The 26149-nt window shown below is 74.4% G+C and carries 27 protein-coding genes; 16 read left to right on the forward strand and 11 right to left on the reverse strand.

Annotation, left to right across the window (positions count from 1 at the left end):
• Positions 1-35: 35 nt before the first annotated feature.
• Positions 36-1031, forward strand: coding sequence for an SDR family NAD(P)-dependent oxidoreductase (locus KK617_RS02775; RefSeq protein ID WP_277497940.1), 996 nt, complete (start codon positions 36-38; stop codon positions 1029-1031).
• On the opposite strand, the gene KK617_RS02780 is transcribed toward KK617_RS02775, so the two are convergent.
• Positions 1028-2740 carry a phospholipid carrier-dependent glycosyltransferase gene (locus KK617_RS02780; RefSeq protein WP_277498019.1) on the reverse strand — a complete coding sequence of 571 codons (1713 nt, stop codon included), beginning with the start codon at positions 2738-2740 and terminating at the stop codon, positions 1028-1030. The genes KK617_RS02775 and KK617_RS02780 overlap by 4 nt on opposite strands.
• A 90-nt stretch (positions 2741-2830) precedes the next feature.
• Here KK617_RS02780 and rsmI point away from each other — a divergent pair, with 90 nt between their 5' ends.
• The 7 genes from rsmI (at position 2831) to KK617_RS02815 (ending at position 10865) form a co-directional block, all read left to right on the forward strand.
• Positions 2831-3655 (forward strand): 16S rRNA (cytidine(1402)-2'-O)-methyltransferase, encoded by an 825-nt coding sequence (rsmI, locus tag KK617_RS02785; protein WP_277498022.1) that lies wholly within the window; start codon positions 2831-2833, stop codon positions 3653-3655.
• A gap of 19 nt (positions 3656-3674) precedes the next feature.
• The gene (locus KK617_RS02790) at positions 3675-4538 is read left to right on the forward strand and encodes an alpha/beta fold hydrolase (protein WP_277497941.1); all 864 of its coding nucleotides are present in this window, start codon (positions 3675-3677) and stop codon (positions 4536-4538) included.
• Positions 4535-5485 carry a TatD family hydrolase gene (locus KK617_RS02795; protein WP_277497942.1) on the forward strand — a complete coding sequence of 317 codons (951 nt, stop codon included), beginning with the start codon at positions 4535-4537 and terminating at the stop codon, positions 5483-5485. The genes KK617_RS02790 and KK617_RS02795 overlap by 4 nt, the downstream gene beginning before the upstream one ends.
• 336 nt (positions 5486-5821) lie before the next feature.
• Positions 5822-7027, forward strand: a complete 1206-nt coding sequence (locus KK617_RS02800) for a resuscitation-promoting factor (RefSeq protein ID WP_277497943.1) — start codon at positions 5822-5824, stop codon at positions 7025-7027.
• A 135-nt stretch (positions 7028-7162) separates the two neighbouring features.
• The gene (gene rsmA / locus KK617_RS02805) at positions 7163-8083 is read left to right on the forward strand and encodes a 16S rRNA (adenine(1518)-N(6)/adenine(1519)-N(6))-dimethyltransferase RsmA (RefSeq protein ID WP_277497945.1); all 921 of its coding nucleotides are present in this window, start codon (positions 7163-7165) and stop codon (positions 8081-8083) included.
• Positions 8080-9051 carry a 4-(cytidine 5'-diphospho)-2-C-methyl-D-erythritol kinase gene (locus tag KK617_RS02810; protein WP_277497947.1) on the forward strand — a complete coding sequence of 324 codons (972 nt, stop codon included), beginning with the start codon at positions 8080-8082 and terminating at the stop codon, positions 9049-9051. The genes rsmA and KK617_RS02810 overlap by 4 nt, the downstream gene beginning before the upstream one ends.
• A complete protein-coding gene (locus KK617_RS02815) occupies positions 9051-10865 on the forward strand; it encodes an ABC-F family ATP-binding cassette domain-containing protein (protein ID WP_277497949.1) in 1815 nt (604 codons plus the stop codon). The genes KK617_RS02810 and KK617_RS02815 overlap by 1 nt, the downstream gene beginning before the upstream one ends.
• 422 nt (positions 10866-11287) lie before the next feature.
• Here the strand turns inward: KK617_RS02815 and KK617_RS02820 are convergent, their stop codons facing one another.
• Complete coding sequence (locus KK617_RS02820) at positions 11288-11773, reverse strand: MarR family transcriptional regulator (RefSeq protein ID WP_277497950.1); 486 nt, start codon at positions 11771-11773, stop codon at positions 11288-11290.
• An 87-nt stretch (positions 11774-11860) separates the two neighbouring features.
• On the opposite strand from KK617_RS02820, the gene KK617_RS02825 reads away from it, so the two are divergent.
• Positions 11861-12685, forward strand: coding sequence for a methyltransferase domain-containing protein (locus KK617_RS02825; protein WP_277497951.1), 825 nt, complete (start codon positions 11861-11863; stop codon positions 12683-12685).
• Positions 12686-12718: 33 nt separating this feature from the next.
• Complete coding sequence (locus KK617_RS02830) at positions 12719-13198, forward strand: hotdog fold domain-containing protein (protein ID WP_277497953.1); 480 nt, start codon at positions 12719-12721, stop codon at positions 13196-13198.
• 70 nt (positions 13199-13268) lie between these two features.
• Here KK617_RS02830 and KK617_RS02835 read toward each other — a convergent pair whose 3' ends face one another.
• The 4 genes from KK617_RS02835 to KK617_RS02850 form a co-directional block, all read right to left on the reverse strand.
• Positions 13269-14117 carry an amino acid ABC transporter permease gene (locus KK617_RS02835; protein WP_277497954.1) on the reverse strand — a complete coding sequence of 283 codons (849 nt, stop codon included), beginning with the start codon at positions 14115-14117 and terminating at the stop codon, positions 13269-13271.
• Entirely contained in the window at positions 14114-14806 is a 693-nt protein-coding gene (locus KK617_RS02840) for an amino acid ABC transporter permease (protein ID WP_277497955.1), read from the reverse strand. The genes KK617_RS02835 and KK617_RS02840 overlap by 4 nt, the downstream gene beginning before the upstream one ends.
• A gap of 133 nt (positions 14807-14939) precedes the next feature.
• Positions 14940-15797, reverse strand: coding sequence for a glutamate ABC transporter substrate-binding protein (locus tag KK617_RS02845; RefSeq protein WP_277497956.1), 858 nt, complete (start codon positions 15795-15797; stop codon positions 14940-14942).
• Positions 15798-15971: 174 nt separating this feature from the next.
• Positions 15972-16700, reverse strand: a complete 729-nt coding sequence (locus KK617_RS02850; protein ID WP_277498023.1) for an amino acid ABC transporter ATP-binding protein — start codon at positions 16698-16700, stop codon at positions 15972-15974.
• Between the two features lie 184 nt (positions 16701-16884).
• Between KK617_RS02850 and miaB the strand changes: the two genes are divergently transcribed.
• Positions 16885-18390 (forward strand): tRNA (N6-isopentenyl adenosine(37)-C2)-methylthiotransferase MiaB, encoded by a 1506-nt coding sequence (miaB, locus tag KK617_RS02855; RefSeq protein WP_277497958.1) that lies wholly within the window; start codon positions 16885-16887, stop codon positions 18388-18390.
• Positions 18391-18405: 15 nt separating this feature from the next.
• Here miaB and KK617_RS02860 read toward each other — a convergent pair whose 3' ends face one another.
• The 4 genes from KK617_RS02860 to KK617_RS02875 all read right to left on the reverse strand — a co-directional run bounded on the left by KK617_RS02860 (position 18406) and on the right by KK617_RS02875 (position 20560).
• A complete protein-coding gene (locus KK617_RS02860) occupies positions 18406-19386 on the reverse strand; it encodes a glycosyl hydrolase (protein ID WP_277497960.1) in 981 nt (326 codons plus the stop codon).
• Positions 19387-19494: 108 nt separating this feature from the next.
• Entirely contained in the window at positions 19495-19740 is a 246-nt protein-coding gene (locus KK617_RS02865; RefSeq protein ID WP_277497962.1) for a hypothetical protein, read from the reverse strand.
• Complete coding sequence (locus KK617_RS02870; RefSeq protein ID WP_277497963.1) at positions 19737-20333, reverse strand: NUDIX domain-containing protein; 597 nt, start codon at positions 20331-20333, stop codon at positions 19737-19739. Before KK617_RS02870 ends, KK617_RS02865 begins: the two co-directional genes overlap by 4 nt.
• Positions 20330-20560, reverse strand: a complete 231-nt coding sequence (locus KK617_RS02875; protein ID WP_277497965.1) for an antitoxin — start codon at positions 20558-20560, stop codon at positions 20330-20332. Before KK617_RS02875 ends, KK617_RS02870 begins: the two co-directional genes overlap by 4 nt.
• Before the next feature lie 94 nt (positions 20561-20654).
• Between KK617_RS02875 and miaA the strand changes: the two genes are divergently transcribed.
• The 3 genes from miaA (at position 20655) to KK617_RS02890 (ending at position 23437) form a co-directional block, all read left to right on the forward strand.
• Positions 20655-21578, forward strand: a complete 924-nt coding sequence (gene miaA, locus KK617_RS02880; RefSeq protein ID WP_277497967.1) for a tRNA (adenosine(37)-N6)-dimethylallyltransferase MiaA — start codon at positions 20655-20657, stop codon at positions 21576-21578.
• 222 nt (positions 21579-21800) lie between these two features.
• Positions 21801-22862, forward strand: a complete 1062-nt coding sequence (locus tag KK617_RS02885) for a helix-turn-helix domain-containing protein (protein ID WP_277497969.1) — start codon at positions 21801-21803, stop codon at positions 22860-22862.
• Positions 22859-23437 carry a dihydrofolate reductase family protein gene (locus tag KK617_RS02890; RefSeq protein ID WP_277497971.1) on the forward strand — a complete coding sequence of 193 codons (579 nt, stop codon included), beginning with the start codon at positions 22859-22861 and terminating at the stop codon, positions 23435-23437. The genes KK617_RS02885 and KK617_RS02890 overlap by 4 nt, the downstream gene beginning before the upstream one ends.
• On the opposite strand, the gene KK617_RS02895 is transcribed toward KK617_RS02890, so the two are convergent.
• On the reverse strand, positions 23434-24348 hold the full coding sequence (locus tag KK617_RS02895; RefSeq protein ID WP_277497973.1) for a sterol desaturase family protein: 915 nt from the start codon (positions 24346-24348) through the stop codon (positions 23434-23436). The genes KK617_RS02890 and KK617_RS02895 overlap by 4 nt on opposite strands.
• Positions 24349-24418: 70 nt before the next feature.
• Here KK617_RS02895 and KK617_RS02900 point away from each other — a divergent pair, with 70 nt between their 5' ends.
• Positions 24419-25045 carry a TetR/AcrR family transcriptional regulator gene (locus KK617_RS02900; protein ID WP_277497975.1) on the forward strand — a complete coding sequence of 209 codons (627 nt, stop codon included), beginning with the start codon at positions 24419-24421 and terminating at the stop codon, positions 25043-25045.
• A 168-nt stretch (positions 25046-25213) separates the two neighbouring features.
• Entirely contained in the window at positions 25214-26089 is an 876-nt protein-coding gene (gene dapF, locus KK617_RS02905) for a diaminopimelate epimerase (protein WP_277497976.1), read from the forward strand.
• The last annotated feature ends 60 nt before the right edge of the window (positions 26090-26149 follow it).

Raw genomic sequence — 26149 nt, forward strand, 5'->3', positions numbered from 1 at the left:
CCGCGGGCAAGCACACCGCGGCTAGCGTCACCGGCATGACCTCGTGGACGACCGGCGCCGCCCGCACGCTCGACACTGCGCTGGACCGCGCGGTCGTGCCCGGCTACACCCGCCTCGGCGTGGCGGTGCGCCGCCGTCTCCCGACGTGGCCCGCCGACCCGGCGCCCGGAGCGCTCGCCGGGCGCACGGCCGCGGTCACGGGCGCCTCGTCGGGGCTCGGCGCGGCGACGGCCGAGGACCTGGCGCGGCTCGGTGCCGCCGTCGTCCTCGTCGTGCGCGACCCCGCGAAGGGCGAGGCCGTGCGCCGCGAGCTGCTCGCGCGCGTGCCCGGGGCCGAGCTGACGGTGCAGCGCTGCGACGTGGGTGACCTCGCCGACGTCCGACGTGCGGCCGGCGAGCTGCGCGCGGCGCTGGGGGAGCGGTCCCTCGACGTGCTCGTCCACAACGCCGGCGTCATGCCGCCGGAGCGCACGCTCTCGGCCCAGGGGCACGAGCTGTCGATGGCGGTGCACGTGCTGGGCCCGGCACTGCTGACGGAGCTGCTGCGCGACCGGCTCGCGGCCTCGCGCCACGGCGCGCGGGTGGTGTGGGTGACGTCGGGCGGCATGTACGCCCAGGCGCTGCGGCTCGACGACGTGGCCTACGACGTGGGCCCGTCCGACTACTCGCCGACGACGGCCTACGCGCGGTCCAAGCGGGCCCAGGTCGAGCTGCTGCCCGAGCTGGCGCGGCGCTGGGGCCCCGACGGGGTGGTCGTCGCCGCCGCCCACCCGGGCTGGGCCGACACCCCCGGCGTCGCCGACTCCCTGCCCGGGTTCCACCGGCTCACGGGCCCGGTGCTGCGCGACGCCGCGGAGGGCGCCGACACGGTCGTGTGGCTGGCGGGCGTCGAGCCGGCGCCCCGCTCCGGCGCGCTGTGGCACGACCGCCGCCCCCGCCCGACGGCCCTGCTGCGCCGCACCCGCACGAGTTCCGACGAGCGCGCCGCCCTCGCGGCGTGGGTCCGTGACCTCGCGGGGCTCGACGCCTAGATCCAGCGGTCGAACCAGATGCGGTCGAGCCACTCGGCGCGGGTCAGCAGCTGGTCGGTGTAGATGGGCCAGAACCACGCGAAGTTGAGGACGACGAGCACGACCACGGCGCCCGCGAGGACGACCCCCGCCGTACGACGGGGGGTGGGGACCGGTGAGCGGCCCACCACCCGGCCGAGCACGAGGGTCAGCGCGATGACGGTGAACGGGAGGATCGCCATCGCGTAGAAGAGGAAGATCGGGCGGTCGTCGTTGGAGAACCACGGCACCCAGGTCGAGCCGGCGCCCACGACGGCGACGCCGTAGCGCCAGTCGCGGGCGGCCACCCACAGCCCGAGGGCCGCGACGAGGGCCAGTGCGCCCGACCACCACAGCACCGGCGTGCCGAGGATGAGCACCTGGCGCAGGCACGTGCTGTCGGCCGCCGCCGTGCAGCCCTGGTCGCCGGGCTGGATGTCGTTCTCCGCGTGGACCCCGACCGGCCGGTTCAGCACGAGCCAGCCGACCGGGTCGGACTGGTAGGGGTGGGTCGAGCAGTTGAGGAACTGCGTGTGGAAGACGTAGAGGTCCTGGTGGTAGTACCAGAGCGAGCGCAGCGACTGCGTCACCTCGCCCAGGCCGCTGGCGTCCGGCTCCGTGGCGGTGGGCCAGCGCGCCTGCGGGTCCAGCGTCGCCTGGTCGTCGCAGTCGGTGGCCGCGGCGACGAACTGCGTGTACTGCGTCGAGGAGAAGGCCTCCTCCTGCTCGTCGGCGTGGAGCAGCCAGCCGGTCCAGCTCAGGACGTACGTCGCCAGCGCCACCAGCACGAGGTAGCCGAACGCCGGCACGCCGTCGACCAGCGCGGCGCGCACCAGCGAGCGACGCACCCCGAACATGCGGCGGGCCCCGGCGCTCCAGACCCAGACGAGGACGCCGAACGCGGCGAGGGGGTAGAGCGCGGTCCACTTCGTGCCGACCGCGAGGCCCCAGGCGACGCCGCCGCCGAGCAGCCACGGGCGCCACAGCAGCGCGCGGACGGGACCGGAGGCACCCCACCGGCGCGACCCGTCGAGCGGGTCGAGGGCGGCGGCCGGGTCGTCGGGCCGCTCCGGCACGAGCCGGGCCAGCCGCGCGCGCAGCCAGTAGCGGTCGTTGACGACGCAGGCCACGCCGCAGAGCAGGAAGAGCGCGAGGAAGATGTCGAGCAGTGCGAGGCGCGAGAGCACGAAGTGCATGCCGTCGAAGGTGAGCAGGAGACCGGCGACGCACCCCAGCAGCGTGGAGCCCGTCATGCGGCGCACGAGCCGGCACATGACGAGCACCATCAGCGCGCCGGCCACGACCGCGGCGATGCGCCAGCCGAACGGGTCCATGCCGAACGCGCGGATCCCCAGCGCGATCATCCACTTGCCCACCTCGGGGTGGACGATGAGCTCGGGCGCGTCCAGCCAGACGTCCGTGTCCCCGTCGAGGATCGACTCGTCCGCGCTGTCGGGGTAGTCGCGCACGTAGCCGTGGTTGAGCAGCGACCAGCCGTGCTTGGCGTAGTAGGTCTCGTCGAACGAGAACTCCCGCGGCGTGCCCAGGTGGTAGAGGCGCAGCAGCAGGGCGAGGACGAAGACGGCGAGGCCGGGCAGCCAGCCGCCCCAGCGGGTCCCCCACCCGGCGAGCGCCCGCGTGACGGCCGGCGGGGCCACGGCGCCAGGACGCACGCGCGGCAGGGTCGGCATCGTCACGGGGGTGAACTCTACGGACGGCGTCCTGGGATGATCGCCGGTGTGGACACCCCCCAGGCGACCGGCGACGCGGCACCCACCGGCGTGCTCGTGCTCGCGGGCACGCCGATCGGCCGCCCCGACGACGCGTCGCCCCGGCTCGTCGCCGAGCTGGCCCGCGCCGACGTGGTCGCGGCCGAGGACACCCGGCGGCTGCGCCGCCTGACGGGCGACCTGGGCGTCGAGGTCGGCGGCCGCGTGGCGTCGTACTTCGAGGGCAACGAGCAGGCCCGCACCCCCCAGCTGCTCGAGGCGCTGCAGGCGGGGCAGCGGGTGCTGCTCGTCACCGACGCGGGGATGCCGAGCGTGTCGGACCCCGGCTACCGGCTCGTGGCGGCCTGCGTCGAGGCGGGGGTGCCCGTCACCGCGGTGCCCGGGCCCTCCGCGGTGCTCACCGCGCTCGCGGTCTCGGGACTGCCCGTCGACCGGTTCTGCTTCGAGGGCTTCCTGCCGCGCAAGGCCGGCGAGCGGGCCCGCCGCCTCGCCGTGCTCGCCCACGAGGAGCGCACGATGGTGTTCTTCGAGGCCCCCCACCGCACCGAGGCGGCGCTCGCCGCGCTCGCCGAGGCCTTCGGCGGCGACCGGCCGGCGGCCGTGTGCCGCGAGCTGACGAAGACCCACGAGGAGGTACGACGGGGGCCGCTCGCCGACCTCGTCGCCTGGGCCGGCGAGGGCGTGCGGGGCGAGGTCACCCTCGTCGTGCAGGGCGTCGTCGCGAGCGCGAGCGTGGCCGCCGACCCCGACAGCCTCCGCGCCGCGGTCGCCGAGCGGGAGGAGACGGGCACGCTGCGCAAGGACGCGATCAAGGAGGTCGCCGAGGCCGCCGGCGTGCCCAAGCGGGTCGTGTACGACGCGGTCCACCGCGGCTGAGCCCGGTAGGTTCGGCGCCATGAGCTCGGAGCGCGTGACGACCTTCACCAACGACGGCCTCACCTTCGACGTGGTGGACTCCGGTCCCCTCGACGGCGACGTGGTCGTGCTGCTGCACGGCTTCCCCCAGCGCTCGTCGTGCTGGGACCAGGTGGCCCCGCTGCTGCACGCCCAGGGCTACCGCACCGTCGCGCCCGACCAGCGCGGCTACTCCCCGGGCGCACGCCCGAGCGGACGGAAGCAGTACACCCTGAACAGGCTCGTCGGGGACGTGCTGGCGCTGCTCGACGCGCTGGGCGACGCGGGCGCGCGGGTCCACCTCGTCGGGCACGACTGGGGCTCCGCCATCGGCTGGGGCGTCGCGGCCGCCCACGGCGACCGCATCCGCACCTTCACCGCCGTCTCCGTGCCGCACCCGGGAGCGTTCAGCAAGGCCGGACTGCGCAGCCCGCAGCTGCTGCGCAGCTGGTACATCGGCATGTTCCAGCTCCCCGTCCTGCCCGAGCTGCTGGCCGCGAAGCGCCCCCGCGACCTCGAGCGGATCCTGGCCCACGCGGGCATGCGGTCCGAGGACCTCGCCCGGTTCCGGCGCGAGATCCTCGAGTACGGCGCGTTCCCCGGCGGCGTCGGCTACTACCGCGGTCTGCCGTTCTCCGGCGGCGGGGGCTTCGCGCGCCGGGTGAAGGTGCCCACGACGCTGGTGTGGAGCGACGGCGACACCGCCGTCGACCGCGCCGGCGTCGACATGTCGGGGGAGTACGTCGACGCCGAGTACGAGCTCGTCGTGCTCACCGGCGTCAGCCACTGGATCCCCGAGCACGCGCCCGAGGCGCTGGCCGAGGCCGTCCTCGAGCGCGTCGGCGGCGCGGCCGGACACCCGTGAGCGAGGGGCCCCACGGCTCCCCGACGCCCGACGGCCCGACCCGGTCCCGGGCGGCCGCGACCGAGCAGGGCGCGCGCCGCGACCGCAGCCGCCCGCCGGCTCCGGAGCCGCTGCCGCACCCCGTCGTCGACAACCACTGCCACCTCGACATCGCCGACGGGCCCGGGCCCGACGACTGGCTCGGCGTCGAGGCGGCGCTCGCGGCCTCGGCGGCGGTGGGGGTGCCGCGCATCGTGCAGATCGGCTGCGACCTGCCCGGTGCCCGGTGGGCGGTCGCCGCCGCGGAGCGGTACGACGCGCTCGTCGCCGGCGTCGCGCTGCACCCGAACGAGGCGCCCCTGCTGGCCGCCGCCGGGCGGCTCGACGCGGCCCTCGAGGAGATCGAGCGGCTCGCCGCCGCCCACCCGGACGTGCGCGCCGTGGGGGAGACGGGCCTCGACTTCTTCCGCACCGGCCCCGAGGGCCTCGACGCCCAGCGGGAGAGCTTCGCGCGCCACGTCGACATCGCGAAGCGGCTCGACAAGACCCTCGTCATCCACGACCGCGACGCGCACGCGGCGGTGCTCGACGTGCTCGACGCCGTCGGTGCGCCCGACCGTTGGGTCATGCACTGCTTCTCCGGCGACGCCGCCTTCGCGCGCGCCTGCCTCGACCGCGGGGCGCACCTCTCCTTCGCGGGCACGGTGACGTTCAAGAACGCCGGTGACCTGCGCGAGGCGCTCGTCGTGACGCCGCTCGACCGGGTGCTCGTGGAGACGGACGCGCCGTACCTGACGCCCACGCCGTACCGGGGGAGGCCGAACGCGTCCTACCTGGTGCCCGTGACCGTGCGGGCCATGGCGCAGACCCGTGGGGACGACCTCGGCGAGCTGTGCGCGGCCATCGAGCGCACCACCTTCGCGGCCTTCGGCGGGCCGTGGGGGACGGCCCCCCGGGCCGGCGCCTGACCCCCGGCACCGCCGTCCCGGCCCGCCGCGGCGCCGTGTGAGCCGCGTTCCACCGGTGGACGACGGATTGGCTCTCGCCGCAGCGGCGGTTATGGTCGAGTTCTTGTCAGCCGGGATCGGGCGTCACGTCCAGCCGGCGCAGGGTGCGGCTCGCGGCCGCCTCCGCGGGCAGACAACCGCGGTGGCTGGTCGCTACTCCCCCAGTCGGCCCGACAGGTCCAGACGGTCCACGACGTGGTCCGGAGGCGCGTGCGCCCCCGTGATCCCGCCCGCGGACGGCTGCGGCCTGGGGTGCGCCGACGTCCGAGGGCCGGACAGAACTGCGTTCGGAGTGTTGTGCAGCTCATCAGCTCGAGCGGCGGCCGCGGCGATCTCGCCCGGTTCGTCCGCAGTCGTGGGTTCATCGCCGCCCTCGTGGCGGTCGTGGTGCTGGCGGTGGCCGGCACCACCGCCGGGTACGCGGCCCTCAGCAAGACGGTGACGCTCAGCGTCGACGGCCAGGAGCGGACCGTGTCCGCCTTCGGCGGCTCGGTCGGCGACGTCCTGGAGAGCGAGGGCGTCGAGGTCGGCGACCGCGACCAGGTGGCCCCCAGCGTGGACGAGGACGTCGTGGACGGCTCGCGCATCAGCGTGCGCTACGCCCGGCCCCTCGAGCTCACGGTCGACGGCGCGACCGACACCCACTGGGTGCTCGCCCGCGACGTCGACGGCGCCCTCGCCGAGATCGGTCTGACCGCCGAGGGTGCGCAGCTCTCGGCCAGCCGCAGCGCGGGCATCGACCGCGACGGCATGGCCCTGGAGCTCGTCACCCCCAAGACCCTCACGCTCGTCGTCGGCGCCGACGCCCCGGTGACCGAGCAGGTGGCCGGCCTGACCGTCGGCGACGTGCTCGCGCAGCTCGGCATCGAGCTCGCCGCGACCGACGCGGTCGTCCCCGCCGTCGAGACCCCCGTCGCCGAGGGGGGCACCATCACGGTGACCCGCTGGGCGCAGCAGGAGGTCACCGTCGCCGACCAGGTCGTGCCGCACGGCACGGTCGAGGTCGAGGACCCGTCGCTCTTCGAGGGCGAGGAGGAGGTCGAGACGGCCGGTCGCGACGGCGCCCAGGACGTGACCTACCTCGTGACGCTGCGCAACGGCCGCGGCGTCGAGCGCCAGGTCACCGCGTCGCGCGTCACCACCGCCCCCGTCACCGAGCGGGTGCGCGTGGGCACGAAGGAGCGCCCGGAGGAGACCCCGGCCCCGTCGAGCTCCTCGTCGTCCTCCGCCCCGGCCGGCGGCTCCAACTACGCCTCCGGCTCGACCGTGTGGGACGACCTCGCGCAGTGCGAGTCCGGCGGCAACTGGGCCATCAACACGGGCAACGGCTACTACGGCGGCCTGCAGTTCAACCTGCAGACCTGGCGCGCCTACGGCGGCTCGGGCTACCCGCACGAGAACAGCCGCGAGGAGCAGATCCGCGTGGCCACCAAGCTGCGCGACGACCGCGGTGGGTACGGCGCGTGGCCGAGCTGCTCGAGCAAGCTGGGCCTGCCCCGCTGACCCGAGCGCCCTCCCGCCGCTGACGCCGAGCCGCCGCCGACCCCACCCGGTCGGCGGCGGCTCGCGTCGTACCGGGGGTCGGTGGCCCACGGGGCGCCGAGCCGCCCGGGGCCCGGGGTTCGTAGGGTGGCCCTCGTGACCACGGCCGGCGCTCCGCGACTCCTCAGCGCCGCCGACGTCCGTCGCCTCGCCGCCGAGCTCGACCTGCGGCCCACGAAGCAGCGCGGGCAGAACTTCGTCATCGACCCCAACACGGTGCGGCGCATCGTGCGCGACTCCGGGGTCGGGCCCGACGATGTCGTCGTCGAGGTCGGTCCGGGGCTGGGGTCGCTGACGCTGGCGCTGCTCGACGTCGCCCGCCGGGTCGTCGCGATCGAGCTCGACGAGGTGCTCGCGGCCCGGCTCCCGGCCACCATCGCCGAGCTCGCCCCGGCGCAGGCCGACGCGTTCGAGGTCGTGGCCGCCGACGCCCTGCGCATCACCGAGCTGCCGGGCGATGCCCCGACCGCGCTGGTCGCCAACCTGCCCTACAACGTCTCGGTGCCGGTGCTGCTGCACCTGCTCGCCCTGCTGCCCTCGCTCGAGCGCGGTCTCGTCATGGTGCAGGCCGAGGTGGCCGACCGGCTCGCCGCGGGCCCGGGCTCGCGCACGTACGGCGTGCCCTCGGTCAAGGCGGCCTGGTACGCCGACGTGCGTCGCGCCGGGTCGATCGGGCGCAACGTGTTCTGGCCCGCGCCCAACGTGGACTCCGGCCTCGTCGCCTGGACCCGGCGCGAGCCGCCCGTCACCACCGCGTCGCGCACCGAGGTGTTCACCGTCGTCGACGCCGCCTTCGCCCAGCGCCGCAAGACGCTGCGCGCCGCGCTGCGCGGCCTCGCCGGCTCCACCGAGCGCATCGAGGCCGCCCTGGCCCACGCCGGCGTCGAGCCCACCGTCCGCGGCGAGCAGCTGCGGGTGGAGGACTTCGCCCGCGTCGCCGAGGGCCTGGCCCTGACGGCTCCCCCCGCGTCCACCGACACCTCCGCCCCCGTCGAGACCCCCGAGGACCCCGCATGAGCGCCCGCACCGCCCCCACCGGCCAGGGCGGCGGCCGGTCGGTGACCGTGCGCGCCCCGGCGAAGATCAACCTCTACCTCGCCGTCGGCGCCCCTCGCCCCGACGGCTACCACCCGCTGGCCACCGTCTACCAGGCCATCGGGCTGTACGACGACGTGACCGCCCGCCCCGGCGGCTCGGGCACGGTGCCGGTGCAGCTCGAGCTGACCGCGTCCGACCACGTCGACGGCTCCTCCGTACCGCTCGCGCCCGGCACCAACCTCGTGCACCGCGCCGCCGAGCTGCTCGGCGCCCACCACGGCCGCACCCTGCGCGCGGACGTGCACGTCGAGAAGGACATCCCGGTCGCCGGCGGGCTCGCGGGCGGCTCGGCCGACGCCGCGGCGACGCTCGTGGCGCTCGACCGGCTGCACGACCTGCAGACCCCCGACGACGCCCTCCTCGCCATCGCGGCCGAGCTGGGCAGCGACGTGCCGTTCTGCCTGCTCGGCGGCACCGCCGCGGGCGTGGGACGCGGGGAGCAGGTCGCGCCGTACGCCGACCCGGCCATCGTCGACGCCACCTGGTGGTGGGTGGTCGTGCCGTCGCGGGAGGGCCTCTCGACGCCGCGCGTCTTCGCCCACCACGACCGGCTGCGGCCCGACGCGGCCGCCGAGGGCGTCGTCGTGCCCGACCGCGTCATCGCCGCGCTGGCGTCGCAGGACGCGGAGCTGCTCGGCCAGGTGCTGCACAACGACCTGCAGCTGCCCGCGCTCGACCTGCGTCCCGACCTCGTGGACGTGCTCCAGGCGGGGGAGGACGCGGGGGCGGTGCGCGGCATCGTGTCCGGCTCCGGGCCGACCTGCGTGTTCCTCTGCACCGACGCCGACCACGCCCGCGAGGTCGCCGAGCGGCTGCGCGCGACGTACGACGTCGTGCTCGTCGCCACCGGCCCCGTCGCGGGCGTGCACCGGGTGGAGTACGTCTGATGGCTGCCCCGAACCTCGTCAACCTCGAGCGCGTCTCGAAGTCGTACGGCGTGCGCCCCCTGCTCTCGGAGGTGTCGATCGGCGTCGGCGAGGGCCAGCGCATCGGCATCGTCGGGCGCAACGGCGACGGCAAGACCACGCTGCTGGAGGTGCTGACCGGCCTCGAGGAACCCGACACCGGCCGGGTGTCGATGACGCGGGGCATCGAGATCGGCTACCTGCACCAGGGCGACGAGCTCGACGACACCCACTCCGTGCGCGAGGCCGTGCTGCAGGGGCGGCTCGACCACGAGTGGGCCGCCGACGCCACGACCCGCGAGGTCGTCGAGGTGCTGCTCGCCGGGGTCGACCTCGACCGACCCGTCGTCGGCCTGTCCGGTGGCGAGCGTCGCCGCTGCGCGCTGGCCGCGCTGCTGCTCGACCGCCACGACCTGCTCGTGCTCGACGAGCCGACCAACCACCTCGACGTCGAGGCGGTCGCCTGGCTGGCGCGCCACCTGGTGGGGCTGTCGTCGGCGCTGCTCGTCGTGACCCACGACCGGTGGTTCCTCGACGCGGTCGTGGGGTGGACGTGGGAGGTGCACGACGGCGTCGTCGACGTCTACGAGGGCGGGTACGCCGCGTTCACCCTCGCCCGCGCCGAGCGGTCCCGCCAGGCCGCGGTCAACGAGCAGCGGCGGGCCAACCTCGCGCGCAAGGAGCTGGCCTGGCTGCGCCGCGGGGCGCCGGCGCGCACCTCGAAGCCGAAGTTCCGCATCGACGCCGCCAACGCGCTCATCGAGGACGAGCCGCCGCCGCGCGACAGCATCGCGCTGCAGCGCTTCGCCACCCAGCGGCTCGGCAAGGACGTCGTCGACGTCGAGGACGTCGACCTGCGCCGCGGCGAGAAGGTGCTGCTCGAGGCGGCCACCTGGCGCATCGGGCCCGGCGACCGGTTCGGCATCGTCGGCGTGAACGGCGCCGGCAAGACCTCCGTGCTGTCGCTGCTCGCCGGCACCCTCGAGCCTCAGAAGGGCCGGGTGAAGCGCGGCCGCACGGTGGCGCTGGCGCACCTGACGCAGCAGCTCGACGACCTCGACCCCGACGCCCGCGTGCTGCCCTTCGTCGAGGACATCCGGCGGGTCACCCGCACCGCCGACGGCGAGATCACCGCGACGTCGATGCTGGAGCGCTTCGGCTTCACCGGCGACCGGCTGACGGCGCGCATCGGCGACCTGTCCGGCGGTGAGCGGCGCCGGTTCCAGCTGCTGTGCCTGCTGCTCGGCGAGCCCAACGTGCTGCTGCTCGACGAGCCCACCAACGACCTCGACATCGAGACCCTGCAGGTGCTCGAGGACTTCCTCGACGGCTGGCCCGGCACGCTCGTCGTGGTCAGCCACGACCGGTACTTCCTCGAGCGCGCCACCGACGCCACCTGGGCGCTGCTGGGCGACGGCAAGATCTCGATGCTGCCGCGCGGTGTCGACGAGTACCTCGAGCGTCGCGAGACCGACGCCCGCGCCGCGGCCGGTGCGTCCGGCGGGGGTACGGCGGGCGCCGGGGCCGGAGCCGGGGCCGGGGCCGGGGCCGGGTCCGCCGAGGGGAAGGCGAAGGTCGGCGGCGCCGAGGAGCGCGCCGCCCGCAAGACCGTCGCCCGCGTCGAGAAGCGCCTGGCGCGGCTGACGCAGGAGGAGGCCGCGCTCAACGCCGAGGCCCTCGAGCACGCGCAGGACTACGAGCGACTCGCGACCGTCAGCGCCCGGCTGCAGGCCCTGGCCGAGGAGAAGGACGAGCTCGAGATGGAGTGGCTCGAGGCGGCGGACCTGCTCGGCTGAGGTCGCCTCCCCGGGCGGGAGGTCGGCTCCCGGTGGTCGAGGTGGATCGTTGGGCCTCCGGCGTTTGAGGTGGGTTGCTCGGCTCCCGGTGGTTGAGGTGGGTTGCCCGGCCGCCGGTGGTTGAGGTGGGTTGCCCGGCCGCCGGTGGTTGAGGTGGGTTGTTCTGGCAACCCCTCGAAACCAGGTCTGGTTGCGGGTGGTGTTTCGAGGGCCGCTGGCGCGGCCACCTCGACCACCGGCCGCCGGTGGTTGAGGTGGGTTGCTCTGGCAACCCCTCGAAACCACGTCTGGTTGCGGGTGGTGGTTTCGAGGGCCGCTGGCGCGGCCACCTCAACCACCGGTCGGGGCGCTGGCGCGGCCACCTCGACCGTCCGCCCTACCTCGGCCCGGCCACCTCGACCGTCCGCCGTACCGCGCCGGCGTCAGGAGAACGGGCGCATCAGCTCGCGCAGCAGCGCGCCGAGGCGCTCGCGCTCACCGGCGGGGACGGAGGCGACGAGGGACGCCTCGGCCTCCAGCAGCGCCTCGAACGCGCCGTCCACTGCGGCGCCGCCCTCGCGCGTGAGGCGCACGAGCACGCCGCGGCGGTCGTGGGGGTCGGGGAGGCGGTCGACGAGGCCACGGGCGACGAGACGGTCGACGCGGTTCGTCATGGTCCCGCTCGTCACGAGCGTCTCGCGCAGCAGCCGTCCGGGGGAGAGCTCGTACGGCGCGCCCGCCCGCCGCAGCGCGGCGAGCACGTCGAACTCCCACGTCTCGATGGCGTGCGCGGCGAACGCCTTGCGACGCGCCAGGTCGAGGTGCCGGGCCAGGCGGCTGATGCGGCTGAACACCTCGACGGGCGCGAGGTCGAGGTCGGGGCGCTCGCGCGCCCACGCCTCGACCAGCTCGTCGACCTCGTCCCGCATGACAGCGATGGTACCGCCCGTCGAGAATCTTGACATCAAGAGGTTTCGGGCGGACGGTGGAGCTGCCGCCGACGCGAGGAGACCACCGTGCCCTGGGACCCCACGAGCTACCTGCAGTACGCCGACGAACGGGGCCGCCCCTTCGTCGAGCTGCTGGCGCGGGTGCGGGCCGAGGCGCCCCGCCGCGTCGTCGACCTCGGCTGCGGCCCCGGCAACCTGACCGCCCTGCTCGCCCGCCGCTGGCCCGGGGCCGAGGTCGTCGGCATCGACTCCTCGCCCGAGATGATCGACCGCGCCCGGGCGGAGCACCCCGCCGGGCCGCCCGCCGGGCAGCCCTGCGGGCCGTCCTTCGCCGTCGGCGACGTCCGCACCTGGCGACCCGAGCGTCCCGTCGACGTCCTCGTCTCCAACGCGACGCTGCAGTGGGTGCCGGGCCACCTCGACCTGCTGCCCGACCTCCTGGCGCGCGTGGCGCCCGGCGGCACGCTCGCCTTCGGGGTGCCCGGCAACTTCGCCGAGCCCAGCCACGTGCTGCGCGCCGAGCTGGCCGGGCGCGCGCCGTACCGGGAGCACACCCGTGACATCGACGTGCCCGCGGCGCACGACGCCGCGACCTACCTGCAGGTGCTCGCGGCGACGGGCGCCGAGGTGGACGCCTGGGAGACGACCTACCTCCACGTCCTGCGCGGCCCGGACCCGGTCTTCGCGTGGGTGCGCTCGACCGGCGCCCGGCCCACCCTCGAGGCGCTCCCGGACGACCTGCGCGAGCGCTTCGCCGACGAGTTCCGCGCGGCGCTGCGGGCGGCGTACCCGACCACCGAGGTCGGCGGCGAGCCGGCCGTGGTGCTGCCGTTCCGGCGGGTGTTCGTCGTGGCGACCCGACCCGGCGGCACGGGCGCGGCGGGGGAGTGACGTGTACGGTTACCGATGAGTAAGGTGGGGCGCATGGCCAACGTGCTCCAGCTGTGGAAGCAGACCACCTCGCTCCCCGTCGTCGGCCCGCTGCTGGGCAAGCGGGTCTTCTCGCTGGCGTTCAGCCAGCAGGCGCCCTACTTCGCGACGATCCGCCCGCGGTTCACCGAGCTGCGGCCCAACTACGCCGAGCTGCGCATCCCCAAGCGCCGCGGCGTGCACAACCACATCGGCACCGTGCACGCCATCGCCCTGTGCAACGGCCTCGAGGCCGCGATGGGTGCGCTCGCCGAGGCGACGATCCCCGCCGACAAGCGGTGGATCCCCAAGGGCATGGACGTCGCCTACACCGCCAAGGCGGACAGCGACGTCCGCTGCATCGCCGAGACCGACCCCGAGCAGTGGACCGGCGACGACCCGGATCTCCCGGTGCGGGTGCGGGGCGTGCGCGAGGACGGCACGGTCGTCATCGAGGGCGTCATCCGCCTGTGGGTGACACCGAAGAAGCGCTGAGCCCGCCCGTACGACGAGGGGCCCCGCACCTGCCCGGGTGCGGGGCCCCTCGTCGTACGCGTGCGTGCGGTCAGGTGGTGCTCGTCGTGCCCGCGCCCACCATCGGCACGTCGAGCTGCTTGCGCTCGCCGACGAGCTTGTGCTGCAGCCAGGTCGCCAGCAGCGTGAGCAGGATGTTGACGACGATGTAGATGCTCGCGATGACGATGGCGGTCGGCACCTGGTTCTGGAACTCCAGGTAGATCGGCCGCATGACCGCGGTGAGGCCCGGCGCGGTGATGTAGTAGCCGAGGCTCGTGTCCTTGAGCGCCACCACGCACTGGCTGACCAGGGCGGGGAGCATGATCTTCACGGCCTGCGGCAGCTGCACCAGCCAGATGACCTGCGACTTGCGCAGACCGAGGGCGTACGCCGCCTCGACCTGCCCGGCGGGCACCGCGTTGATGCCGGCGCGCAGCACCTCGGCGAGCACGGAGCCGTTGTAGAGCGTCAGGGCGATGACGACGCACCAGAACGGGCTGAGCGGACCGTCGCCGATCGAGAACGCGAGCCAGAGCCCCGTCATGAGCAGCAGCACGGGCACCGCGCGGAAGAACTCCACGACCGCCCACGACGGCCAGCGCACCCAGGCGTGGTCCGACAGCTTGCCGATGCCGAACAGCACGCCGAACACGATGGCCAGCACGATCGCGCCGAACGCCATCTTCAGCGTCTGCGTCAGCGCGTCGAGGATGACCTGGAGGTAGTCCGGGGTGACGAACGGCTCCCACAGCGCGTACTCGAGCTGGCCCTTGTCGGCCAGGCGCAGCACCACGAGGGCCACCACGCCGGCGAGCGCGAGCACGGACAGCACCGTGTAGATGCGGTGGCGCACCCGGGCCTTGGGGCCCGGGGCGTCGAAGAGGACTCCGGCGCTCATCGCGACGCCACCTTCCAGCGCCGCTCGAGCGCGTACGAGCCGAGGGCGAGCAGCTCGACGACCACGATGTAACCGATCGCGATGAAGAAGAAGATCTCCACCACCTGGTCGCCGTAGCGGTTGCCGAGCGTGCGCATCGCCGAGGTCGCCTCGGCGATGCCGAACGCGGCCGCGACCGAGGTGTTCTTCGTGAGGGCGATGATGACGCTGGTCAGCGGGGGTACGACGGCACGCAGCGCCTGCGGCATCACGACGTTCGTCATGTTCTGGGTGAACGTCAGGCCCAGCGCGCGGGCGGCCTCGGCCTGGCCGAGCGGGACCGCGTTGATGCCCGAGCGGAACGCCTCGCAGACGAACGCCGAGGTGTAGAGCGTCAGGGCGACGCAGGCCCGGAAGAAGAACGCCGAGATGCTCCAGTCGCCGACCGCGATCTCCTCGACGAACTTGAAGGTGATGCCGATCCGCGGCATCGCGATCGCCACGAAGATGAAGACCATCAGCAACGGGGTGTTGCGGAAGATCGTCACGTAGAGGCTCGCGGCCTTGGACAGCACCCAGATGGGGCCGACGCGCGCGGCGGCCAGCAGGGCGCCGAACACCAGCGACGCGACCCCGGACACGAGCACCAGCCCGACCGTCAGGGCGAAGCCCTTCAGGTAGAGGTCGTAGTCAGAGAGGACTGCCTCCACGCGGCGGCTCCTCCTTCCGGTTCAGGGGGGGGGCGGGTTCCCCGGTGCACCGGGGAACCCACCACTTCAGGGTGAAAGTTTCGTGCTGTAAGTGGCGGGTTCCCCGGTTCACCGGGGAACCCGCCACCTCACCTCACGCGCAGGGGTCGAGCGCGGGGGGCTCGGGGGCCTCGTCGAGGGAGACGCCCAGCGTGTTGTTGAACGCCTCCTCCCAGGTGCCGTCGTCGAACGACTCCTCGAGGGTCTCGTTGATCCAGCCGCACATCTCGGGGGCGTCGATCGAGTAGCCGATGCCGTAGCGCTCCTCCGAGAACGGGTCGCCGACGACCTTGAGGTTGTCGGGGTCCTCGGCGGCGTAGCCGAGGAGGATCGCGCCGTCGGTCGTCATCGCGGCGACCGTGCCGTCACGGACCTGGTCGACGCACTCGGAGTAGGTGTCGAAGCCGCGCGGCACCGCACCCTCGGCCTGCGCGTTGTCGAGCGACGTCGAGCCCGTCACCGAGCAGACCTCCTGGCCCTGCACGTCCTCGACGCCGGCGATGTCGCTGTCGGCGGGGACGAGCAGCTGCTGGCCGGTCACGTAGTACGGACCCGCCTGGCCCACGACCTCGCGGCGGGCGTCGGTGATCGAGTACGACGCGATGACGAGGTCGACCTCGCCGCTCTCGAGGAACGACTCGCGGTTGGCCGAGATGGTCTCGACCCACTCGATGTCGTCGGCCGCGATGCCCAGCGAGGCGGCCAGGATCGTGCCGACCTGCGGGTCGAAGCCGGTCGGGACCTCGTCGGTGGCGCCCTTGTAGCCGATGCCGGGCTGGTCGAACTTCACGCCGATCTTGATCGTGCCCTGGTCGGCGAGCTCGCGCATGCGCGTGCCCTCCTCGAAGCTCTCGGCCGCGTCGGAGTTGACGTCGACGTCGACCGACTCCTCCTCGTCGCTGCCGGCGTCGCCGCACGCGGCCAGCGAGGCGGCGAGCACCAGGCCGGTCATCGTGGCCATCGTCCTTCTGAGTCGCATCTCTCCTACTTCCAGGGCCGCCGAGGGGCCCGTCATCGGGTGATGGGGTGGTGGGGCTGCGCGGGGGCGTCGCGCCGGGGCGCGCGTCCCGTCGTACGTGCCGGTCGACCCGGGCACCCCGTCACCGGGGGCCGGGCCCGGCGGGTCTCAGTGCTTGAGGATCTTGCCCAGGAAGTCCTGCGCGCGCTCGCTCTGGGGGTTGGTGAAGAACTCCTGCGGGGTGCCGGACTCGACGATCTGGCCGTCGGCCATGAAGACGACCCGGTCGGCCGCCGTGCGGGCGAAGCCCATCTCGTGGGTCACCACGACCATGGTCATGCCGCCGCGGGCGAGCTCGACCATGACGTCGAGGACCTCCTTGATCATCTCGGGGTCCAGCGCCGAGGTGGGCTCGTCGAACAGCATCACCTTCGGCTCCATCGCCAGGGCCCGCGCGATCGCGACGCGCTGCTGCTGGCCGCCGGAGAGCTGGGCGGGGTACTTGCCCGCCTGGGCACCGACCCCGACGCGGTCGAGCAGCTCCTGTGCGCGGGCCTCGGCCTCGGCCTTCTTGACGCCGCGCACCTTGATCGGCCCGAGGGTGACGTTCTCGAGGATCGTCTTGTGGGCGAACAGGTTGAAGCTCTGGAACACCATGCCGACCTCGGCGCGCAGCCCGGCGAGCGCCTTGCCCTCCTCGGGCAGCGGCTGGCCGTCGAGCGTGATCGAGCCCTCACCGATCGTCTCGAGGCGGTTGATGGTGCGGCACAGCGTCGACTTGCCGGAGCCCGAGGGGCCGATCACCACGACGACCTCACCGCGGTGGACGGTGAGGTCGATGTCCTTCAGCACGTGGAGGTCGCCGAACCACTTCTGCACCCCCGACAGCACGACCAGCGGCTCGCCCTGCGGCGCCGCAGGGGTCGGCTCCTTCTCCAGCGTCGTCATGGTCGGGGAACCTAGACCCAACTGGTCCGTGCGAGCCAGCCGGAGGGGCCCGTTCGCGATGATCGGGACCTATTCGTGATGAGGACGCGCGCGTTCGTGTGGCGGCCGCGGGTCGCCGTACCCTGGTGCGGTCATGCCTGAGACCGCCACGCCCCGCACCTACGACGTCCGCACCTTCGGGTGCCAGATGAACGTCCACGACTCCGAGCGGCTCACCGGCCTGCTGGAGCAGGCGGGGTACGTCGCGGCGCCGGCCGGCGCGGACGCCGACGTCGTCGTGCTCAACACCTGCGCGGTGCGGGAGAACGCGGACAACAAGCTGTACGGCAACCTCGGTCACCTGGCGCCGGTGAAGGCGCGGCGCCCGGGCATGCAGATCGCCGTCGGCGGCTGCCTCGCGCAGAAGGACAAGGGCGAGATCACCCGCAAGGCCCCCTGGGTCGACGTGGTGTTCGGGACGCACAACATCGGCTCGCTGCCGGTGCTGCTGGAGCGGGCCCGCATCGCCGAGGAGGCGCAGGTCGAGATCCTCGAGAGCCTCGAGGTCTTCCCGTCCACGCTGCCGACCCGCCGCGAGTCGGCGTACGCCGCGTGGGTCTCGGTCAGCGTCGGCTGCAACAACACGTGCACCTTCTGCATCGTCCCGAGCCTGCGCGGCAAGGAGAAGGACCGCCGCCCCGGCGACGTGCTCGCCGAGATCGAGGCGCTGGTGGCGGAGGGCGTCACCGAGGTGACGCTGCTGGGGCAGAACGTGAACGCGTACGGCGTGGAGTTCGGCGACCGTCAGGCCTTCAGCAAGCTGCTGCGAGCCTGCGGCGAGATCGAGGGCCTGGAGCGCGTGCGCTTCACCTCGCCGCACCCGGCGGAGTTCACCGACGACGTCATCGAGGCGATGGCCGAGACGCCGAACGTCATGCCGTCGCTGCACATGCCGCTGCAGTCGGGCTCGGACACGGTGCTGAAGGCGATGCGCCGCTCCTACCGCCAGCGGAAGTTCCTCGGCATCATCGAGCGGGTGCGGGCCGCCATCCCCGACGCGGCGATCACCACCGACATCATCGTGGGCTTCCCGGGCGAGACCGAGGCGGACTTCGAGCAGACGCTGCACGCGGTGCGGGAGTCGCGGTTCTCGAGCGCGTTCACGTTCCAGTACTCCACCCGCCCCGGCACCCCCGCCGCCACCATGACCGACCAGGTGCCGAAGGCCGTCGTGCAGGAGCGCTACGAGCGCCTCGTCGCGCTCGTCAACGAGATCGCGTGGGAGGAGAACCGGAAGCTCGAGGGCCGCCGGCTCGAGCTCATGGTCGCCGAGGGCGAGGGCCGCAAGGACGCCGCCACCGCGCGCCTGTCGGGCCGCGCTCCCGACAACCGGCTGGTGCACTTCGCGTCGGACTTCTCGCTCGTGGGCGGCGAGGCTCCGCGCCCGGGCGACATGGTCGAGGTCGCGATCACGTACGGCGCGCCCCACCACCTCGTCGCCGACGGCCCCGTGCTCGCGCTGCGCCGCACGCGCGCCGGCGACGCCTGGGAGCGTCGTACGGCGGAGCCCCCCGCCCCCGCGGGCGTGTCGCTCGGCATGCCGAGCATCGGCGTCCCCGCGCCCCTGCCCGTCGTCGAGAACGCCTGCTCGGTGCGCTGAGGCCGTCGGCGGCCGTCAGGCGCCGGCGACGCCGGCGCGGAAGGCGTCGAGCGAGGCCTGCGTCGACTCGACGCGCCAGTCGGCCTCCTTGGCGACGTTGAACCACGTGAAGCCCGAGATCTCCGGGTGGGCGGCGAGCACGGCGAACATGTCGGTGATCCAGGCGGCCTTGTCGCCGCCGTCCTCGGCGCAGCCGACCTCGCCGATGACGAGCGGCTTGGTCGTCAGCGTGCGCAGCTCGGCGACGCCGGCGCCGAACACGTCGGTGAAGCTGCCCCAGGTCGACCAGTCCTGGCTCGTGCCCCAGTTGTAGCCGTCGAGGCCGACGGCGTCGACGTACGCGTCGCCGGGGTAGATCGAGGCGAGCGCCGGAGTCCCCGCGAACGGCACGTTGGGGCACCAGACGAAGCGGACGTTGCGGGCGCCCGCGTTGCGGAAGATGGTGACGACGCGGCGCCAGGCGGCGACGTAGCCACGGCTGGTGGTGCCGGCGACCCCGACGGACCAGGGGTACCAGGGGCCGTTCGACTCGTGGGCGAACCGCAGGCGCACGGCGCCGCCCCACGCGGCCGCCGCCCGGGCCCAGGCCTTGACGTAGACGTCGTGGCGGCCGCTGGCGATCGACGCCATGGAGAAGCGCGTCTGGGCGGTGCCCAGCGCGGGGTCCCACGGCTCCCAGGTGATCTCCGGGACGGCGCCCGCGGCGCTGACCTCCTGCACCTGGGCCAGGGGGAACGCGCCGCCGGTCGACCACGCGGCGTACCACATGACCAGCTCGGGCGCCCGTCCCACGGCCTCGCCGGCGACCCGCACGGAGTCGATGCTGCCGGGGTACGACGGCAGGAACAGGCCGTAGCCCCGCCCGGCGCCGGCCGCAGCGGCGGGGGACGCGAGGAAGGCGGGGGCTGCTGCCCCCGCGAGCGTGGTGGCGCCCAGGGCGCCCAGGAGGGAGCGGCGGCTCATGCGGGGAGCAGCGGCGACGGTGATGGGGAGCACGACGGAGACCTCTCGGGACCCCGCGCGCAGGAGAGGGGTTCGCGGGACCTGGTCCTCCTGTCGGCGGGCTCGCCGCCGACCTGAGGGATCCCGCGCCGCTCGGGTCCGTCAGTCGGCGGGCTCGGCGTCGCGGTCGACGTCCTCGTCGCCCTCCTGCTGCTTGTCCTCGCCCTCGGTCACGCCGTCGGGCAGGGCGTCCTCGTCGACGGCGGGGTTGCTGCCGGACGGCAGGTCCGGCGTGATCGCCTGGCCGGCGTCGCCGTAGCGGTCCGACTCGTCGATCGCGTCGGCCCCCCCGGGGTTGGGCTCGGCGGGCTCGATGGTGGGCTCGGGCTGCGGACCGGGGTCGCTCACGGCTGTTCCTCCTCGGGCTGGGGCGTCGCGAAACCGTAGGTCAGGTACGGCGTCGGCTCGCCCTCCACCGTACCCAGCGGCCCCACGACGCGGCGCAGCTCGGTGAGCGCCACGAGCTCGTGCGGGACGACCGGTTCGGGGAGTGCGTCGAGACCGAACCACCGCAGGTCGGCGCACTTCGCGCCCTCCATGATCCGCGGCTGGCCGGTCCACGACGTCGCCGTGAGGAAGAAGTCCACGCGCTCGTCGATGGGCGCCACGGGCTCGGGGCCGGGCGCCCGGCGCTGCATGGTGGCCAGCATCCGCAGGTCGGCGACGGAGACGCCGAGCTCCTCGACCGCCTCGCGGCGGGCGGCGTCGTACGCGGTCTCGCCCTTCTCCACGTGCCCGGCCGCGCCCGACGCCCAGTGGTCGTCCATGAAGCCCGTGCCCGAGCGCAGCTGCAGCAGCACCTCGGGGACGTCACCGCGGCCGGGTCGCAGGAGCAGCACGTAGGCGGCGGGCACCACGACGAAGCGCCCGATCCCGACGGGGTCGTCGGTGGTCGGGCGCTGGTCCGAGCGCGGCGCGGGGTCCGGCTCGGCGGGCGTCATCGAGCGGTGCCGCCGTCGTTGCGCCGGTCGATCTTGTCGAGGCCCTGCTTGGCCTTCGACGTGCCCTTCGCGATCTTGTCGGAGTACTTGCCCTTGGTCTTCGCGTCCGCCACGGCCGCGGCCTTGTCGATGCCGCCCGTGATCTTGTCGCCGTGCTCGGCGACCACGTCGCCGGCCTTCGTGCGGGCCTGGCCGAGCGCGCCCTTGAGCTTGTCGCTGAACGCCATGTGAGGTCCTCCTGGTGGGGCACCCGACGCCGCCGGATCGTGGCGGCGGCCGGTCGGGCACGTCGTCTCGTGCGGTCCTGGAAGGATAGCCAGCGTGAACCAGCCGCCCGTCCCGCCGATCGTGGCGGTGGTCGGGGCCACGGCGGCCGGGAAGACCGACCTCTCGCTCGACCTGGCCCAACGCCTCGGCGGGGAGGTCGTCAACACCGACGCGATGCAGCTCTACCGCGGGATGGACGTGGGTACGGCGAAGCTCCCCGCCAGCGAGCGCCGCGGCGTCCCGCACCACCTGCTCGACCTCCTCGACGTGACCGAGCCCGCCAGCGTCGCCGACTTCCAGGGCCGGGCGCGCGGCGTGATCGCGGAGGTCCGCGCGCGGGGACGGGTGCCGGTGCTGGTCGGCGGCTCCGCGCTCTACACGCGGGCGGTGCTCGACCGCTTCGAGTTCCCCGGCACGGACCCGGCCGTCCGGGAGCGGTACGACGCCGAGCTCGCCCGCGTCGGGTCGGCCGCGCTGCACGCCCGGCTCGCGGAGGTCGACCCCGCCGCGGCGGCCGGGATCCTGCCCGAGAACGGGCGGCGTGTCGTGCGGGCGCTCGAGGTGGTCGAGCTGACCGGGCGCCCGTTCAGCGCGTCGCTGCCGGTGCTCGAGCACGTGGACCCGCGCACCGTCCAGGTCGGCGTCGCCATCGACCGGCCCGCCCTCGACGAGCGCATCGCCCGGCGCGTCGACGCCATGTTCGCCGCCGGTTTCGTCGCCGAGGTCGAGCGGCTGCTGGGCGAGGGGTTGCTCGACGGGCTGACGGCGTCGCGCGCCATCGGCTACCGCGAGGTCGCCGAGCACCTGGCCGGCCGGCTGTCCCTTGCCGATGCCCGCGAGCGCACCGTGGTGGCCACGCGGCGGTTCGCGCGGCGCCAGGAGTCGTGGTTCACGAAGGACCCGCGCATCACGTGGGTTCCGTACGACGCGCCCGACCGCGTCGACCGGGCCCTCGCCGCCGTCGCCGCGCTGGGCTGAGGCGCGCCGTACCCCGTTCGTGGTGGCAGCGCCGCGGAATGTGTGGCGCTCCCACCACGGACCGCCGGCGTCCCCGTTCGTGGTGGCAGCGCCGCGGAATGTGTGGCGCTGCTACCACGAACGGGCGGCGGCAGGACGGGGGCAGGCCGGGGGGCAGGACGGGGGGCAGGACGGCAAGATCGGTCGGGCGCGCACGCCCCCGGCCGCCCCAGACTGGACCCCGTGACCGACCCCGACCAGCCCGGCAGCCAGCCCGGCAGCCAGCCCGGCAGCCAGCCCGGCAGCCAGCCCGGCAGCCAGCCCGGCGACCAGCCCGCGCCGCCGCGCGGCCGCGACCGTCTGCGCGAGCTCCTCGACGCCGTGCTCGACGACGCCCACCCGCGCCTGGGCGACATGGCGCGTGGGGCGCACGCGTCGCCGTACCACTTCAGCCGGCTCGTGGCCCGCGAGGCGGGGGAGCCGCCGGTGGCGCTGCGCCGCCGGGTGCTGCTCGAGCGGGCCGCATGGCGCCTGGCGGGCGGCGCGACGGTGACGGAGGTGGCGCTGGAGGCGGGCTACGACTCGACCGACGGGTTCGGGCGGGCGTTCGCGCGGGCCTACGGGCACCCGCCGAGCGCGACGACGAGCGGCACCGCGACCTGGCTCGCCGCCCCCAACGGCATCCACTTCCACCCACCGACGAACCTGTGGGTGCGCGAGCCGTCCGCCGGGCGGGCGCGGCTCGACCCGGTGCTCGCCGTGCAGCTGCACCACGGCGTCGCCGACACCACCCTCATGCTGGAGGCGGCGCGCGGGCTCGACGCGGCGGCGTACCGACGCCCGCTGCTGCCCGGCCACCGCGTCCACGCCTGGGGCCCGCCCGAGGAGAGCGTCGCCGCCCTGCTGCAGGCCCTCGTGTTCTCGCAGGAGGTGTGGGTCGCGAGCATCGAGGGCGCCGACCACCCGGGCGCCGGCACCGACGACCTCGACGACCTCCGCGCCCGCCACGCCGTGGCCGGGCCCCGCTGGGTCGCCGCCGTCGCCGACGTCGTGGCCCGCGACGCCTGGGACGACCGCCTCGTCGACGCGCTGTGCGAGCCGCCCGAGTCGTTCGTGCTGAGCGGGGTGGGCGCCCACGTCCTGCAGTACGGCGCGCACCGCCGCCTCCTCGTGCGCCGCCTGCTGCGCGAGCTCGGCGCGCTCGACGACGCCCCGCCCGCCCCCGACCTCGGCGACCCCGTCGAGTGGGTCCGCCAGCCCATCCGACAGCCGAGCCGCCAGCCGACCCGACAGGAGCACCCGTGACCACCACCGTCTACAACACCGCCAGCAGCCTCGACGGCTTCATCGCCACCCCCGAGCACTCCCTGGAGTGGCTGCTCCACCGCGACCTCGACCCCGAGGGCCCGGGCAACCACACGACCTTCATGGCGCGGGTGGGCGCGACGCTCATGGGCGCCTCGACGTACACCTGGGTCGCGCGGCACGCCGGCGACGACCCGTGGGCGTACGACGTGCCCACCTGGGTGCTCACCCACCGCGCCGCCGAGCTCGAGGCCGCGCGCCCGGCGGGCTGGGCCGGCGCCGACATCCGCTTCGTCGCGGCCGACGACGATGCCGCGGTGCGCGCGCTCCACGCGGAGGCGGCGGCCGTGGCCGGGGACCGCGACGTGTGGGTGGTCGGCGGCGGCGAGCTCGCCGCCCGGCTCGCCGACGTGGGCCTGCTCGACGAGGTCGTCGTGGCCTACGCCCCGGTGGTGCTGGGGGCCGGGGCGCCGCTCCTGCCGCGCCACCTCGAGCTCGCGCTGCGTGGCGTCGAGCGCAACGCCGACTTCGTCGTCACCACCCACGACGTGGTGCGGGGCGGCTGGACCGGCTAGGGCAGCTCCGGTACGGCGGGCGCCGGGCCCGGCGCAGCCGGGGCGCTCGGCGTGGCCGGATCAGTCGGTGCCCATCCGGGCGGCCCCACGACGTACCCGACCTTGTCGCGCCACCGCGTCGCCGCGCGCGCGTCCTGCCAGATCTCGCGGTAGTGCCCGTACTGCAGCTCGAGCAGGTTGAACGTCGTCACCGGGGTCGTCAGCCCGTACCGCGGCCGGTGCCGCTCGGGGGCGAAGGTGCCGAAGAGGCGGTCCCAGACGATGAGGATGCCGCCGTAGTTCTTGTCGAGGTACTCCGGGTCGCTGCCGTGGTGCACGCGGTGGTGCGAGGGCGTGTTCATCACCCACTCGACGGGCCGCGGAAGGCGGTCGACGATCTCGGTGTGGGTGAAGAACTGGTAGATCAGGTTGAGGCCGAAGGCCACGTAGAGCGTCCACGGCGCGAACCCGAGCAGCGGCAGCGGCAGCCAGAAGAAGAACTCGAACCACGGGTTCCACTTCTGGCGCAGCGCGGTGCCGAAGTTCATGAAGTCGCTGGAGTGGTGGGCCTGGTGCCCGGCCCACGCGATCCGCACCCGGTGGCTGAAGCGGTGGTGGGCGTAGTAGCCCAGGTCGACGCCGAGCACGACGAGCACCCAGTACCACCACGTGTCGGTCGGCAGGTGCCACGGCGCCAGGTACGTCGAGACCGCCACGAAACCGACGAACGAGACGAGCTTGAACGCGGTGAGGAAGACGAGCGAGACGATCCCCATCGAGATCGAGGTGCGGGCGTCCTTCAGCGCGTAGCCGGTGAGGTTGTCGTCGTGGTCGAGCCAACGCAGCGCGGCGAGCTCGACCAGGATCGTCAGCACGAAGAACGGCGCGGCGTAGGTGACCGGGTTCTTCATCGGGTCGAGCAGCTCGTCCACGGGACCTCCAGGGGATGTGACCTCGAGGTAAGTTACCCCTAGGTCATATGACCTGGCTAGAGTCCGGCGCATGGCAGCACGCACCGGCACGAAGGGCGTCCCGCGCCGCGACCGCGAGGAGCAGATCCTCGCCGCGGCGCAGGAGGAGTTCGCCCGGGTCGGGTACGGCGCGGCCTCCGTCGTGACCGTCGCCCGCGCCGCCGGCATCTCGAAGCCGCTCGTCTACAGCTACTTCGGGTCGAAGGAGGGGCTGTACGTCGCGTGCGTCGACGCCGCGGGCTCCATTGTCGCCGACGAGGTCGAGCGCAGCGCCGGGCTCGGCGCCGTCGGCCTCGAGCGCGGGCTGCTCACCGTGGCGGGCCTGACGGCCGTGCTCGACGGCCGTCCGCACCTGTGGCGCGTGCTGTTCGACCCCACGGTGCCCGACGGCACCGAGGCCGCCCGGGCCGCCGCCCGCCACACCGACCGGCTCCACCGGCTCGCCGTCGAGGGCGTGGGGGAGATGCTCGAGCTCGCCGGCGACAGCGACCCCGCCGACCGCGCGCTCACCACCCGCATCTGGATCGGGATGCTCGACACCGTCCTGCGCTGGTGGGCCGAGCACCCCGACGAGCCGGGCGCCTCCGTGCTCGCCCGTGTCGAGCGCATCGCGGCGGGGCTGGCCGCCGGGCTCGGTGCCGGGCTCGCCGCCGGCTGAGCGGCGCCGTACCCCGTTCGTGGGAGCAGCGCCGCGGAAGGCCTGGCGCTCCCACCACGAACCGCCGCCGCCCCCGTTCGTGGGAGCAGCGCCGCGGAATGCCTGGCGCCCCCACCACGAACATGCAGCGGCTGGGCCGCGGTGGTCCGGGGTGGGAGGATCGACGCCGTGAGCGAGCACCCGACGTACCCCTTCGCCAAGGGCCACGGCACGCGCAACGACTTCGTGATCCTCCCCGACGCGGACGGCACGCGGCACGCGGACCTCGACCCTGCGCGGGTGCAGGCGCTCACCGACCGGCGCGCGGGCATCGGCGGCGACGGCATCCTCCGCGTCGTGCGCACGGCCGCGACCGACGACCCCGACGCGGTCGCGGCGCGCGACGCCGCCGAGTGGTTCATGGACTACCGCAACGCCGACGGCTCGGTCGCGGAGATGTGCGGCAACGGCATCCGGGTCTTTGTCCGCTGGCTCGTCGACCATGAGGGCGTCGACCCCTCCGCACCCGTCGCGGTCGCGACCCGCGCCGGCGTGCTCTCGGTGCGCGTGGACGACGACGGCCGCGTCAGCGCCGAGGTCGGTACGCCGACGCTGCTGCCCGCCTCCCAGGTCACCGTCGCCGACACCGAGGTGACCTGGCCGACGACGGGCGTCGACATGGGCAACCCCCACGCCGTCGCGTTCGTCGACGACCTCGCGGAGGCCGGCAGCCTGCTGGCCGGGCCGGCGTACGACCGTGCGCTCTACCCCGACGGGGTCAACGTCGAGTTCGTGGTGCGCCGCGGCGAGCGGCACGTCGCGATGCGGGTGCACGAGCGCGGTTCCGGCGAGACCCAGTCGTGCGGCACCGGCGCGGCGGCCGTCATGGTCGCCAGCGCGCTGGCCGACGGCGCCGTCCCGGCCGACGGCACCCCGCCGGGCGAACCGGTGGTCTACCGCGTCGACGTGCCGGGCGGCGAGCTCGACCTGACGTGGACGCCGCAGGGCACTGTGGTCCTCACCGGCCCCGCCGAGATCGTCGCCGAGGGCGTCTCCGCACTGTAGGGCCGTCGGGCGTCCGCCCAGCCTTCGCCCAGCCCCCGACGCGACGCCACCGCGGGTCGG

This window comes from Nocardioides sp. ChNu-99, assembly GCF_029493445.1.
Taxonomy (GTDB): Bacteria; Actinomycetota; Actinomycetes; order Propionibacteriales; family Nocardioidaceae; genus Nocardioides.

Bases quoted from the DNA above. Each gene is read 5' to 3' on its own strand.
- KK617_RS02870 (WP_277497963.1), bottom strand. From the start codon at position 20,333: ATGACGCCCGCCGAGCCGGACCCCGCGCCGCGCTCGGACCAGCGCCCG.
- KK617_RS02775 (WP_277497940.1), top strand. From the start codon at position 36: ATGACCTCGTGGACGACCGGCGCCGCCCGCACGCTCGACACTGCGCTG.
- KK617_RS02780 (WP_277498019.1), bottom strand. From the start codon at position 2,740: ATGCCGACCCTGCCGCGCGTGCGTCCTGGCGCCGTGGCCCCGCCGGCC.
- KK617_RS02790 (WP_277497941.1), top strand. From the start codon at position 3,675: ATGAGCTCGGAGCGCGTGACGACCTTCACCAACGACGGCCTCACCTTC.
- KK617_RS02845 (WP_277497956.1), bottom strand. From the start codon at position 15,797: ATGACCGGCCTGGTGCTCGCCGCCTCGCTGGCCGCGTGCGGCGACGCC.
- KK617_RS02810 (WP_277497947.1), top strand. From the start codon at position 8,080: ATGAGCGCCCGCACCGCCCCCACCGGCCAGGGCGGCGGCCGGTCGGTG.
- KK617_RS02835 (WP_277497954.1), bottom strand. From the start codon at position 14,117: ATGAGCGCCGGAGTCCTCTTCGACGCCCCGGGCCCCAAGGCCCGGGTG.
- KK617_RS02815 (WP_277497949.1), top strand. From the start codon at position 9,051: ATGGCTGCCCCGAACCTCGTCAACCTCGAGCGCGTCTCGAAGTCGTAC.
- KK617_RS02830 (WP_277497953.1), top strand. From the start codon at position 12,719: ATGGCCAACGTGCTCCAGCTGTGGAAGCAGACCACCTCGCTCCCCGTC.
- KK617_RS02820 (WP_277497950.1), bottom strand. From the start codon at position 11,773: ATGCGGGACGAGGTCGACGAGCTGGTCGAGGCGTGGGCGCGCGAGCGC.
- miaB (WP_277497958.1), top strand. From the start codon at position 16,885: ATGCCTGAGACCGCCACGCCCCGCACCTACGACGTCCGCACCTTCGGG.
- KK617_RS02875 (WP_277497965.1), bottom strand. From the start codon at position 20,560: ATGGCGTTCAGCGACAAGCTCAAGGGCGCGCTCGGCCAGGCCCGCACG.
- KK617_RS02900 (WP_277497975.1), top strand. From the start codon at position 24,419: ATGGCAGCACGCACCGGCACGAAGGGCGTCCCGCGCCGCGACCGCGAG.